This window comes from Nonomuraea candida (assembly GCF_000725485.1).
Lineage (GTDB): Bacteria > Actinomycetota > Actinomycetes > Streptosporangiales > Streptosporangiaceae > Nonomuraea > Nonomuraea candida.
This window is the reverse complement of sequence record NZ_JOAG01000003.1, coordinates 337,304-349,153: the sequence shown is the minus strand read 5'-3', so window position 1 is coordinate 349,153 and position 11,850 is coordinate 337,304. Positions and strand designations below refer to the sequence as shown.

Annotated in this window: 10 protein-coding genes and 1 pseudogene; 4 read left to right on the top strand and 7 right to left on the bottom strand. The window is 71.6% G+C overall.

Annotated elements, in window-relative coordinates; genetic code table 11:
* Position 1 precedes the first annotated feature (1 nt).
* Positions 2-832, top strand: a complete 831-nt coding sequence (locus tag IO39_RS01585; protein ID WP_043614543.1) for a PhzF family phenazine biosynthesis protein — start codon at positions 2-4, stop codon at positions 830-832.
* Between the two features lie 7 nt (positions 833-839).
* Here IO39_RS01585 and IO39_RS01580 read toward each other — a convergent pair whose 3' ends face one another.
* The 5 genes from IO39_RS01580 to IO39_RS01560 form a co-directional block, all read right to left on the bottom strand.
* Entirely contained in the window at positions 840-1,673 is an 834-nt protein-coding gene (locus tag IO39_RS01580) for a 5-oxoprolinase subunit C family protein (protein WP_043614541.1), read from the bottom strand.
* Entirely contained in the window at positions 1,670-2,287 is a 618-nt protein-coding gene (locus IO39_RS01575) for a 5-oxoprolinase subunit B family protein (protein ID WP_043614538.1), read from the bottom strand. Before IO39_RS01575 ends, IO39_RS01580 begins: the two co-directional genes overlap by 4 nt.
* On the bottom strand, positions 2,284-3,039 hold the full coding sequence (locus IO39_RS01570; protein WP_043614535.1) for a LamB/YcsF family protein: 756 nt from the start codon (positions 3,037-3,039) through the stop codon (positions 2,284-2,286). The genes IO39_RS01575 and IO39_RS01570 overlap by 4 nt, the downstream gene beginning before the upstream one ends.
* Before the next feature lie 87 nt (positions 3,040-3,126).
* Positions 3,127-4,617, bottom strand: a complete 1,491-nt coding sequence (locus IO39_RS01565; protein ID WP_043614834.1) for a hypothetical protein — start codon at positions 4,615-4,617, stop codon at positions 3,127-3,129.
* Positions 4,618-4,813: 196 nt separating this feature from the next.
* Positions 4,814-5,038 carry a hypothetical protein gene (locus IO39_RS01560; protein ID WP_043614532.1) on the bottom strand — a complete coding sequence of 75 codons (225 nt, stop codon included), beginning with the start codon at positions 5,036-5,038 and terminating at the stop codon, positions 4,814-4,816.
* Positions 5,039-5,192: 154 nt separating this feature from the next.
* On the opposite strand from IO39_RS01560, the gene IO39_RS01555 reads away from it, so the two are divergent.
* The 3 genes and pseudogenes from IO39_RS01555 to IO39_RS01545 all read left to right on the top strand — a co-directional run bounded on the left by IO39_RS01555 (position 5,193) and on the right by IO39_RS01545 (position 10,010).
* Positions 5,193-5,762 (top strand): HhH-GPD-type base excision DNA repair protein, encoded by a 570-nt coding sequence (locus IO39_RS01555; protein ID WP_043614529.1) that lies wholly within the window; start codon positions 5,193-5,195, stop codon positions 5,760-5,762.
* A gap of 253 nt (positions 5,763-6,015) precedes the next feature.
* A pseudogene (locus IO39_RS01550) lies at positions 6,016-8,109 on the top strand (SpoIIE family protein phosphatase).
* A 242-nt stretch (positions 8,110-8,351) separates the two neighbouring features.
* A complete protein-coding gene (locus tag IO39_RS01545) occupies positions 8,352-10,010 on the top strand; it encodes an RNA polymerase sigma factor (protein ID WP_084772096.1) in 1,659 nt (552 codons plus the stop codon).
* A gap of 234 nt (positions 10,011-10,244) precedes the next feature.
* Here the strand turns inward: IO39_RS01545 and IO39_RS01540 are convergent, their stop codons facing one another.
* Together IO39_RS01540 and IO39_RS01535 are read right to left on the bottom strand one after the other, a co-directional pair.
* On the bottom strand, positions 10,245-10,991 hold the full coding sequence (locus IO39_RS01540) for a YaaA family protein (protein ID WP_043614524.1): 747 nt from the start codon (positions 10,989-10,991) through the stop codon (positions 10,245-10,247).
* 552 nt (positions 10,992-11,543) lie between these two features.
* Positions 11,544-11,774 (bottom strand): DUF7455 domain-containing protein, encoded by a 231-nt coding sequence (locus IO39_RS01535; protein WP_043614520.1) that lies wholly within the window; start codon positions 11,772-11,774, stop codon positions 11,544-11,546.
* Between the last annotated feature and the right edge of the window lie 76 nt (positions 11,775-11,850).

Sequence of the window (11,850 nt, the reverse complement as noted above, 5' to 3'; positions counted from 1 at the left end):
TATGTTGCGCAGATTCACCCAGGTCGACGTGTTCGCCGCGGCCCCCTACCGGGGCAACCCGCTCGCCGTGGTGGTGGACGGCGACGGGCTGGACACGGCGGAGATGCAGCGCTTCGCCAGGTGGACGAACCTGTCCGAGACCACCTTCCTGCTGCCGCCCACCACGCCCGAGGCCGACTACCGCGTACGGATCTTCACCCCCGACGCCGAGCTGCCCTTCGCCGGGCACCCCACGCTGGGCTCCTGCCACGCCTGGCTGGAGTCCGGGGGCGAGCCGCGCACGCCGGGCCTCATCGTCCAGGAATGCGGGGCCGGCCTGGTACGCGTCGCCGCCACGGACGACGGCCTGGCCTTCGAGGCGCCGCCCCTGATCCGCTCCGGCCCGGTGGAGGAGGAGCTCCTGGACCGGATCGTCGCCTCGCTCGGGATCACGCGGGAGGACGTCGTGGACGCCGAGTGGGCCGACAACGGCCCCGGCTGGGTCGGGCTGCTGCTGGCCGACGCCGAGGCGGTGCTCGCACTGCGCCCCGGGACGGTGCCGCACGACGTGGGCGTGGCGGGGCCGTACCCGGAGGGGGCGCCGTGCGCGTTCGAGGTGCGGGCGTTCTTCCCCTCCCAGAGCGCCACCGTGGAGGACCCCGTCACGGGCAGCCTCAACGCCGCGCTGGCCCAGTGGCTGCTGCGCACGGGCCGCGCCCGGGCCCCGTACGTGGCCGCGCAGGGCACCGTGCTCGGCCGGGAGGGCCGCGTGCACGTCTCCCTCGGCTCCGGGGAGGACGTCTGGGCCGGCGGAAACGTGATCACCTGCGTCACCGGCCGGGTCGAGCTGTGAGGCGAGGTCAGATCGCGGGCCGGGCGGTGAACCGTACCTCGTCGCCCGGCCTGAGCTGCGCGACGACCGGCAGATCCGCCTCCCGCACCACGGCGATCACCGGGTAGCCGCCGGTCGGGGGATGGTCGGCGAGGAAGACGATGGGCTGCCCGCTCGGCGGCACCTGCACCGCCCCGGCGACCATGCCCTCGCTGGGCAGCTCGCCCTCCTTGGCCCGGGCCAGCCCGGGCCCCCGCAGGCGCACGCCGACGCGGTTGCTGTCGGGCGTCACGGTGTACGGCCGCCCGCACAGCTCCGCCGGCGCCTCCGGCACGAACCAGTCGTCACGCGGCCCCGGCAGCACGCGCAGCACGGCCGCGCGCGGCGGGGGCGGCGGCGCCAGGTCGACGGAGATCTCGCCCTCCGGCGGGCCGACCGGCAGCAGCGCGCCCGCCCGCAGCGGCTCGGGCCCCAGGCCCGACAGCGAGTCGGTGGACCTGCTGCCGAGCACCGGCTCGACCGCGATCCCGCCGCGCACGGCCAGGTAGGTGCGCAGCCCCCACACGGGCGCGCCCAGCCGCAGCTCACCGCCCGCCGGCACCCGGAACGGCGCCCCCATGTCCGCGCCCGCCAGCGGCGCCCCCGCCAGCGCCACCCACGCCGCGTCGAGGAAGCGCAGCCGCGCCCGCCCGAGCGTCAGCTCGATGCCCGCCAGCGTCTCGGCGTTGCCGACCAGCCGGTTGGCCAGCCGCAGGCTCGGCGCGTCGGCCGCTCCGGACCGGGGCACCCCCAGGTGGGCGTAGCCGGGCCTGCCCAGGTCCTGGACCGACGCGTACGGCCCCGGCGCGAGCACCTCGATCATGCCGCCTCGAACCGCACGCGCATCCCCGGCCGGAACAGCGCGGGCGGGTCGCCCGCCACGTCCCACACCCGCATCGCCGTGCGCCCGATCAGCCGCCATCCGCCGGGCGAGGCCGCCGGGTAGACCGCGGAGTAGGGCCCCGCCACCGCCACCGACCCCGCCGGCACCGACGTGCGCGGCGTGTCCAGCCGGGGCAGCTCCAGCACCGGATCCAGCCCGGTGAGATAGGCGAACCCGGGGGCGAACCCCAGCCACCCCACCACCAGCTCCCGCCCGCAGTGCCGCGCGACCACCTCCGCCACGGAGATCCCCGCCAGCTCCGCCACGGAATCGAGATCGGCTCCGTCATAGACCACGGGAATCGTCACCACGGGACGGTCGTCGTCCGCCCCCGCCGCGGCCCGGTCGCGCTCCCGCAGCACCGCCTCCTCCAGCCGGGCCCGCAACCGGCCCCGATCCGCCCCCGGAGCCACCACCAGCACCGTCTCCGGCCCCGGCACGATCTCCACGACCCCCTCGGGCCGGCGCGCCCGCAGCGCCGCGTCCAGCCGGTGCGACAGCTCCAGCGAGCCGGTCTCCACGAGCAGCCCGTGCTCTCCCGCCGTCCTGATCACGCGAACGCCTGGAGGACCACTCCGGCCGCCAGCAGCGTGTCGCGCACCCCGCGCGCCAGACCGACCGCGTCAGGGGTGTCGCCGTGCACGCAGATGGAACGGGCGGAAATCGGCACGGAACTGCCGTCAGCGGCCGTCACAGAGCCGTCCACGGCCATCTGGCGCGCCCGCGCGGACACCACGGCGGGGTCGTGGATGACCGCGCCCGGCTCGCGGCGCGGCACCAGCGTGCCCGCCGGCGTGTAGGCCCGGTCGGCGAACGCCTCGCTCACCGTCGGCACCCCCTCCGCCGCCGCCACCTTGTGCACCACCGAGCCCGGCAGCGTGAGCACCGGCAGCGCGGGGTCGTAGTCGGCCACCGCGTCGATCACGGCCGCCGCCTGCGCCTCGTCGCGGCAGATCCGGTTGTAGAGCGCGCCGTGCGGCTTGACGTAGGACACCCGCCCGCCCATCGCCCTGGCGATGCCGTCGACGGCCGCGAGCTGGTAGAGCACCTCGGCGCACAGCTCCTCCGGCTCGACGTCCATCTCCCTGCGCCCGAAGTGGGCCAGGTCGCGGTAGGACACCTGGGCCCCGATCGTCACGCCGCGGTCGACGGCCGCCGCGCACGTGCGCCTGATCGTCACCGGGTCGCCCGCGTGGAACCCGCAGGCCACGTTGGCGCTGGTGACGATGTCGAGCAGGGCGAGGTCGTCGCCGAGCCGCCAGATGCCGAAACCCTCGCCGAGGTCCGCGTTGAGGTCGATCGCCATGGCACCATCATGGCGGTTGCGGCCGCCCCGGCGCGACGAATAACGGCTGCGTGGCCCTGCCGGCCGGGGCTCCAGGGCGGCCCGTGGCTAGAACTCGTCGGGAATGTCGGCGATGTCGTCGAGCGCCGCCGCCAGCTCCTCGGGATCGCCGCCGATCCGCTCGGCGATCTCGATCAGCACGTGCAGCACGTCGTGACGGTCGTGCCCCAGGTCGAGCAGGCGCTGCGCGGCCTCCCAGAGCTGCGGCGGATCGCCGTCCCACAGCCTCGTCGCGATCTCCTCGTGCCAGGCCAGGTGCTCCTGGTCGATCGCGCCGCCGTGGTCGATCTCGAGCAACGTGCGCCGGTCGGCGGGGTCGGCCGGGTTGAGCCGGTCGAGCTCGATCCCGTTGTGCGTGCCCTGCAGATAGGGGAAGGCGAAGGCCCGCCTGGCCAGCGCCGACAGGTCGCCGTCGGGCAGCAGCCGCTCCAGCAGCGGCCGGTCGAGCCCGAACGAGGTCGGGTCGCGGTAGGCCTCGGGGAACTTCCCGATCGCCTCCCACACCGCGTCGAGCGTGGCCTTGAGCCCCTGCTCGGGCAGCCCGGTGCGGCGGGCCGCGAAGCGCACCCACGCCGACAGCACGTGCGGCATCGCCTCCTGCTCGGCCACGCTCAGCATCACCTTGCGCGGCAGCCAGTCGAGCAGGAACGTCTCGCACTTGGTCGGGCTGATGCGCAGCGGCCGGTTGAAGTCCTGCTCGCACCCGTAGTCGATGATGTGGTCGGCGCAGCGGGAGGCCGCCGACGGGTCGGACAGGTGCTCGGCCGCGTCGGAGGCCAGGAACTCCGCCGCCAGCATGGCCCGCCGCTCCCTGCTGTACGGGGCCTCGATGTGCAGCGGCGCCGGCCGCTTGCGCCCCGGGGGCAGCGCCTTGAGCCGGGCCCGCGCGAAGGCGTGGTAGGCGCTGTAGCTGTCGCTCACCGGCGGCGGCGTCTTCGGCTCGCCCGTGGCCTTCATCGCCGACTCCAGCAGCGCCCTGGCCTGCTCGGGCTGGATCTCCTCGAACAGCAGCAGCGGGTTGCCCGCCGCCTCGGCCCTGGCCTGCTCCAGCAGCTTGTCGACCTGCGAGGAGACCCAGGCGTCGCGCGCCATGCCGCTCATGTTGTAGTCGACCACCATGACCAGCGCGTGCCGGTCGACGGGGTGCCTGCTGTCGTTCCAGCGGTAGTCGAAGGTGCAGATCACCGTGTCCTGGTCGCCGTAGGCGTCGCGGGAGACGTAGCAGCCGGCCGGCTTGACCGCGCCCACCCGGTCGGCCCAGCCCGGCCTGGCCACGCCCGACTCCATCATCGCCAGCGCCGCGCCCTCGGCCTTGGCGCCCTGGCGGGCGGTGCCCAGGTAGGCCAGGCAGATGAGCAGCGTCAGGGAGGCCGGCGTGCCGGCCTTGGCCGCGTAGTCGACCAGACCCTCACCGAGCACCTGCTCGACGTCGCCGCCCCTGACCCGTCTGCCCCACCAGGCGCCGATCATGTCGGAGACCATCAGCTCCGCGTCGAGCGGGGTGCGTACGGCCAGCAGCTCGCGAGCCGCCTGCACCATCTCCTTGAACACGTCGTCTGGCGGGGTGCTCTCCCGGGGATCTCGTCGGTGTCGGCGCACACCCTCACTCTCTCGTATTCCAGGCGTAAACGGTGCGTAGAACTCGGCCTGGTGACCCCGATGTTATCGGGGACGGCGCTTTCGCCGGGCACGATGACGTGGTCCGTGCTCGGCCGGCCCTCGGGCCGCGAATGCGCTAGCGGATGCTCCGGGGAGGCGGCGCGGAGTTCACGATCGCGAGCAGGTGCTCGCGAGCGATGCGCTCCACGATCTCAGGAGTGGCTGAGATGCCCAGGTGGTGCGCGCACGCGCACACGTCGGCTACGCAGCGATCGATCGTGTCCACGGGAACGGTCAGGAACTCTTCGGCCAGCCTGAGACTGACCGGCTCCCGCAGGAACCGTGTGGCCAGAGCGAGCATAGGAGTGAGATTCCTCTGGAGACCCAGGGGCAAACCCCCAGGAATGGCTGCAGGGCGACTTGCGCTCTCATTTCACCTTTTCTCGGGCTCGTGTCAAGGCCCCACGACGCCTGTGTTCACTTCACCGGACGAGCTTTCATGCGAAGCTGTCTCCATGCGCATCCAGCTCGCCCAGCGGAGCGAGGCAGACGAGCTCCTCGGCCGCAGCCCGCTCGCCCTGCTCGTCGGCATGCTGCTCGACCAGCAGATCCCCATGGAGTGGGCGTTCACGGGGCCCTACACGATCTCCCAGCGGCTGGGGCACGACCTCACCGCCGAGGAGATCGCCTCCTATGATCCCGAGGCGTTCACCGCGCTGCTGGCGGAGAAGCCGGCCGTGCACCGCTATCCCAAGTCTATGGCCGCCCGCGTCCAGCAGCTCGCGGCCTATCTCGTCGAACACTATGACGGCAGGCCCGAGAAGATCTGGGCCGACGCCGCCGACGGCAAAGACTTGTTGAAACGACTCATGGCCCTGCCGGGATACGGCAAGCAGAAGGCCCAGATCTTTTTGGCATTGCTGGGCAAGCAACTGGGGGTCCAGCCGTCAGGCTGGCGTGAGGCAGCCGGACCCTACGGCGAGGAGGGGTCGCGACGGTCGGTCGCCGACGTGGTCGACGCCGACAGCCTGGCCCGCGTGCGCGCCGCCAAGCAGGAGGCCAAGCGCGCGGCGAAGGCCCCATAGGGGCCCGGAGACCCGGCGGCATCCGCCCCGGAGATCTGGCGCTGTAACCTGATCTTGCTGCGCAATGTGGAGCGACTTTGACAGGATGCGTAGACCCTAGAGGCGACAGGGCCGCGGCGGGGGCTTCCGTCCGTACATGCCCATCGTCGATGATGTACTGCAGAATCCGGTCGCCCGGAGCTGCGCTACGCCGATACACAGTTATGGAGATGTGCCGCGTGGGAGACCCTGGCACGCGACGGAGGTGCGGACCATGAGCGCCGAGACCTCCGTTCCCCGTCCCCGGGAGTCGGATGTGGACATCTCAGACTCCGCCCTCTTCAAGGGCATGTTGTCGGAGGCGGAGTTCGCCTTCGCGTTCTTCGACGCCGACAGCCGCATCCAGCGGGTCAACGACGTGTTCAGCGACGTCGTCAACGTGCCCGCGGAGCGCATGGTCGGCAGGGCGCCCGTCGAGGTGCTCGCCGCCGACCTCAGCCAGATCATCACCCATGCCGTGCAGGCCGTCATCGAGACCGACGCGCCCGTCACCGAGGGCCGCGTGCGGGTGCGGTCGGCGGAGGGCGACACCAGGCACTGGTCGCTGTCGTTCTCGCCGGTCCACGACGACCAGGGCGAGCTGCGCGCGATCGCGCTGGTCGGGCTCGACGTGACCGAGAGCCGCCAGACCGAGGAGGCGCTGCGCCGCAGCGAGGAGCGCTACCGCTCGCTGGTCGAGGCGCAGTCCCAGCTCGTCTGGATCACCTCGCCCACCGGCGCGGTGATCGAGGACGCCCCGCAGTGGCGCGCCATCACCGGCCAGGGCCTGGAGGAATACCTCGCCAACGGCTGGCTGGAGGTCGTGCACCCCGAGGAGCGCCAGCAGACCGAGGAGGCCTGGCGCGAGGCCCTGCGCGGCCGCACCATGTTCGAGTGGAACTACCGCGTGCGCACCCGCGCCAGCGGTTACCGCCACTTCGAGGTGCGCGCCGTGCCGATCATCCGCCACGGCAGGGTGGTCGAGTGGGTCGGCGCCAACACCGACGTCACGCCGCAGCGCGAGGCCGAGGAGATGCGCGGCAGGCTGACCGACTAGCTCGGCGCCGCCGCCCTGCGCACGGCCCGGCTGCAGGGCGCCACGGCCATGCTCGCCGAGGCGCTGACGGTCGAGCAGGTGGTGCAGGTCATCATCGACGTGGGCCGTACCGCCCTGGCCGCCGACCGCTCGGCGGTCGCGCTGCTCGACACCGACCGCGCCGCGCTCAAGCTGATCAACGGCGAGGGCATCCTGGAGGCGTCCGGCGCCACCGGCGACGAGATCCCGCTGTCCCACTCCAACGTGATGACCATGGCGGTCAACAGCCGCCGGCCGGTCTTCGCCGAGTCGCCCGAGTCGCTGAAGGCCCAGCTCCTGGAGGCCGGCGGCGACGAGGAGGTGCTGGCCGGGTTCCTGGCCCACGGCGACGAGCGGGCCTGGGTGGGTCTGCCGCTGCTGGCCGCCGGCCGCGCCCTGGGCGCGCTGCGGTTCTCCTTCACCCGCCCGCAGAAGATCTCCCAGGAGGACGGCGTCTTCCTGGAGGCGCTGGCCGGCCAGTGCGCGCTGGCGGTGGAGCGGGCCACGCTGTTCGAGCGCGAGCACCGCACCGCAGAGACGCTGCAGCGCAGCCTGCTGCCCGACCGCCTGCCGGTGGTCAAGGGCCTGGTGCTGGCCCAGCGCTTCCGCTCGGGCAGCCGCCACGTGCAGGTCGGCGGCGACTGGTACGACGCGTTCGTGCTGCAGGACGGCCGCGTCGCGGCGGTCGTCGGCGACGTCATGGGCAAGGGCGTCAAGGCCGCGGCCGGCATGGGGCGCATCCGCAACGCCATGCGGGCGCTGGCGCTGACCAACCCGCCGCCCGCGGCCGTGCTCACCGGGCTCGACCGGGTCTTCGAGGCCACGGAAGAGGAGGAGCAGGTCACGACGCTGGCGTACATGGTGGTCGAGCCGGTCACCGGCGAGGGCACGCTGGCCCTGGCCGGGCACCCGCCGCCCGTCCTGGTCTCTCCGCAGGGCACGGCGATCCTGTGCGACGCCGAGCCGGGCACTCCGCTAGGCTGGCCGACCAGTCGCAGGCAGTTCCGGTTCGTGGTGCCGCCCGGCCATACCGCCGTGCTCTACTCCGACGGGCTCGTGGAGAACAGGAAGCGGGGGCTCGACGCCGGGCTGGCAGAGCTTTGCAGTGTTGTGACCGAAGCGCCGCCAGAGGTGGTGAGCAGTCCGCATATGCTGCTGGACTTCCTGGTTGACCGGATGTTGTCTGGATATGAACAGGATGATGACGTTACCGCGCTCGCAATTCACGTCCCACCAGCCACGAAGAGTGACTGAATGAAACAGTCATAACGGTTGCTTTCGGGTATCAGTGCCCCGCTTACGTACGCACTACTGTCTGGGTCGGCCTAGGGTGGAGGTCAACCGCCGGGAGGTGGCCGTATGGAGTGCGGGGTCGTGCCACAATGCTGTGCAGGTCCGTCGCGGTCCGCACGGCCTCACCGATCTCCGAGAGAGGCAACAGCCCCCCAGCGGGCATCTGGGTCCATTGTCGCCACGCGTTCGTTCGAGAGGTGTTCGTGTCGCCTGCAAGTTCGACTCGCTCGAAGCCACAAGAGCTGAACGAGCCCGTCATTCAGCGACTGCTCGAGCGTGGGCGCTCGCAGGGTTTCCTCGAGTCTGAGGATGTCCGTCAGGCCTTCGAGGAGGCGGACATCCCCATGTCGCACGCCGCCGCGTTCTTGCGGAACCTCAGCAAAGAGGGCGTGACCGTGGTGGTGACCGCCGCGGATTCGGCTGCGCCGAAGAAGTCTCGTGGTCCAGCAAAGCGCCGCACCGCCGCCCCCGTCAAGACCAAGACGGCGGCGGCCGCCAAAGAGCAGCAGCCCGAGACCGTGACCGCGGTCGTGGGCACCGCTGAAGCCGAGCCGGCCGCCAAGAAGGCGGCCCCTGCCAAGAAGGCCGCCCCGGCGGCGAAGAAGGCCGCGGCTCCCGCCGCCGCCAAGAAGGCCGAGCAGAAGAACGCTGGGCCTGCCGAGACCAAGCCGAAGGCGCCCGAGGCCCCGCGGGGCGAGACGGACGACGACGAGGACCTCGAGCTCGACGGCGACGTGGTGCTGGAGGACCTCGAGGACATCGACGTCGACGACGACATCGTCGCCGAGGACGATGCCGACGCCGAGGGCGACTCCGACGACGACGCCGACTCCGACGACGAGCCCAAGGCCGCCGACGTCGCGGCGGTGGAGAAGAGCGAGGACGAGGTCCTCATCCTCTCCGACGACGACGACGACGCGCCCGTGGCGCAGGTCGCCGCCGCCGGCGCCACCGCCGACCCGGTGAAGGACTACCTCAAGCAGATCGGCAAGGTCCCCCTGCTCAACGCCGAGCAGGAGGTCGAGCTGGCCAAGCGCATCGAGGCCGGCCTGTTCGCCGAGGAGCAGCTCGGCGGCGGCGAGGCCGACGGCCTGCCGGTCGACGTCAAGGCCGAGCTGGAGTGGATCGCCGAGGACGGCCGCCGCGCCAAGAACCACCTGCTGGAGGCCAACCTCCGGCTCGTGGTCTCGCTGGCCAAGCGCTACACCGGGCGCGGCATGCTCTTCCTCGACCTGATCCAGGAAGGCAACCTGGGCCTGATCAGGGCCGTCGAGAAGTTCGACTACACCAAGGGCTACAAGTTCTCCACCTACGCCACGTGGTGGATCCGGCAGGCGATCACGCGTGCCATGGCCGACCAGGCGCGGACCATCCGCATCCCGGTCCACATGGTCGAAGTGATCAACAAGCTGGCCCGCGTCCAGCGGCAGATGCTGCAGGACCTGGGTCGCGAGCCCACGCCGGAAGAGCTGGCCCGCGAGCTGGACATGACGCCCGAGAAGGTCGTCGAGGTCCAGAAATACGGCCGCGAGCCCATTTCCCTCCACACCCCGCTGGGTGAGGAGGGCGACAGCGAGTTCGGCGACCTCATCGAGGACTCCGAGGCCATCGTCCCGGCCGACGCCGTCAGCTTCACGCTGCTGCAGGAGCAGTTGCACTCCGTTCTCGACACGTTGTCGGAGCGGGAGGCGGGCGTCGTGTCGATGCGCTTCGGGCTCACCGACGGTCAGCCGAAGACCCTCGACGAGATCGGCAAGGTTTACGGGGTCACCCGTGAGCGCATCCGCCAGATCGAGTCGAAGACCATGTCCAAGCTGCGCCACCCGTCCCGGTCCCAGGTCCTGCGCGACTACCTGGACTGACCCGGGCCGAGGCCCTGGGCCCTCCCGCGAGGGCCCTGGCCGCACCACGCACGTCTCCACGCCCCGCCGGTTACTCACCGGCGGGGCGTGAGACGTTTCCGGGGTCCCTGCGTCCGGAGGCCCGACGTCCAGGGGCGCGGCTGCCGGGCGCCTGGTTTTCGTGGGCATCGGGCACAGGGTGGCGATGTGGATCGCGGCACGGGGCGCCTGGCACGGGCGGGTGCCGGATCGGGGTCAGGTGGGGTCGGTGACGTGGACGTCCAGGGTCCAGGGGCGGGTGGGGCGGGGTGGTTCGGTCAGGGTGACGGTGTAGCCGAGGGTGTCGAGGATCTTGGCCAGTTCGTCGGGGGCGGAAGGTGCCGTGTCCTGCCTGAGCAGGGCGCGGGCGATCTCGCCCCGGGTCGCCTTGGCCATGTGGCTGACGACCTTGCCGTCCCTGAAGACGCGTACTGTCACCGAGCGCTCGCCCGGCTGCCAGGCCCCCGCGTACGTCGCCGAACGCAGATCCACCACCAGCCCCGGCACCCGGTCCAGCTCTTTGCTGATCTGCGGGCGCCAGAACGCGGCCAGCCCGCCGAGCGGCTGGAGATTGACGCCCATCGAGAGCCGGTACGGCGGGATCCAGTCTGTGATCTTCACCACACCCCACAGGCCCGAGAAGATCAGCAACGACTCCTCCGCCCGCTTCCTCGACTCCTCGTCCAAGGTGTCCAGGCCCAGGTTGTCGTAGAGCACGCCGGTGTAGAGCTCGGCGGCGGGAAGTGTGGGGGCGGTCTTCAGTGCCACGTTCTTGGCCAGCTCACCCGCCAGCCCCGGCGTCAGGCCCAGCACGTCGAGCGCGTCGCGGCGCTTGGACGCCCGGACGAGCGCGTTCAGCACCCGCTTGCGGGACTTGTCGAGGACGGGGAAGGACAGCTCGCCCACAGGGGGACCGCTGCCCTGCGACGCCTTGCCTTCGGACGGCGGCAACAGGATCAACACAGCCCCTTACCCTATTCGCCCTGGCCAGCGCCCTGGTCCACGCCCTGTCCGGACCCGCCGGCGAGTCCGGCGACTTCGGCGACTTCGATGACTTCAGTCGGCGGCAATGGCCCCAGTGGCGCAGGTTGCCGGCCCGTCGCGCCCGTCGCCGCGAACGCGGTCGCGTCGGTGGGGTGACGGATCGGGAGGGGGAGTTGTCCTGGTCTGGGGCTGATGAGGGGGGAATCGCCCAAGTGGGAGCTCGCAGAATCGGATTCCCGCTCATCCGGGGCGGGTTGAACGGAGGAAAGCCGCGGGATCTCGGGCTCGGATCCACCCCTGGGCGGAGGGATGAAGACGGGCACAGGACGGCGGCCCGGAGGGGTGGGGGTGAACGCAGGACGGCGGCCCGGAGGGCGAGGGTGAACGCAGGACGGCGGCCCGGAGGGCGAGGGTGAACGCAGGACGGCGGCCCGGAGGGGTGGGGGTGAACGCAGAACGGCGACCCCGGGGAGTCCGGGGTCGCCGTTCTGATCGTGCAATATGTGGTTATCTCATCACGACCAGCGCCGGTCAGCGCTCGTCGTTGGGGGCAATGGAAGGGGTTTCGCTGAGGCGAGCCGACTCGTCCAGGATGTCGGCGCCCTTTTCGCGCAACGCTGCGATGTGCTGACGCCCATGGTGGGCGCAGAACAGCAACTCCCCACCCACGGGCAGGGTCGCGCGAATGTAGGCCTGGGCACCGCAGCGGTCGCAGCGGTCGAGGGCCGTCAGCGGCTTAACGGGGGCGAGAGCTCCAGTCACGTATCGCCTTTCGGGTCACCCCCGCCGAAGCGAGGATCTGGCGTCAGTCACTTGGAACAACATCTAACCGGACCTG

Bases quoted from the DNA above. Each gene is read 5' to 3' on its own strand.
- IO39_RS01555 (WP_043614529.1), top strand. From the start codon at position 5,193: ATGCGCATCCAGCTCGCCCAGCGGAGCGAGGCAGACGAGCTCCTCGGC.
- IO39_RS01565 (WP_043614834.1), bottom strand. From the start codon at position 4,617: ATGGTGCAGGCGGCTCGCGAGCTGCTGGCCGTACGCACCCCGCTCGAC.
- IO39_RS01570 (WP_043614535.1), bottom strand. From the start codon at position 3,039: ATGGCGATCGACCTCAACGCGGACCTCGGCGAGGGTTTCGGCATCTGG.
- IO39_RS01560 (WP_043614532.1), bottom strand. From the start codon at position 5,038: ATGCTCGCTCTGGCCACACGGTTCCTGCGGGAGCCGGTCAGTCTCAGG.
- IO39_RS01585 (WP_043614543.1), top strand. From the start codon at position 2: ATGTTGCGCAGATTCACCCAGGTCGACGTGTTCGCCGCGGCCCCCTAC.
- IO39_RS01580 (WP_043614541.1), bottom strand. From the start codon at position 1,673: ATGATCGAGGTGCTCGCGCCGGGGCCGTACGCGTCGGTCCAGGACCTG.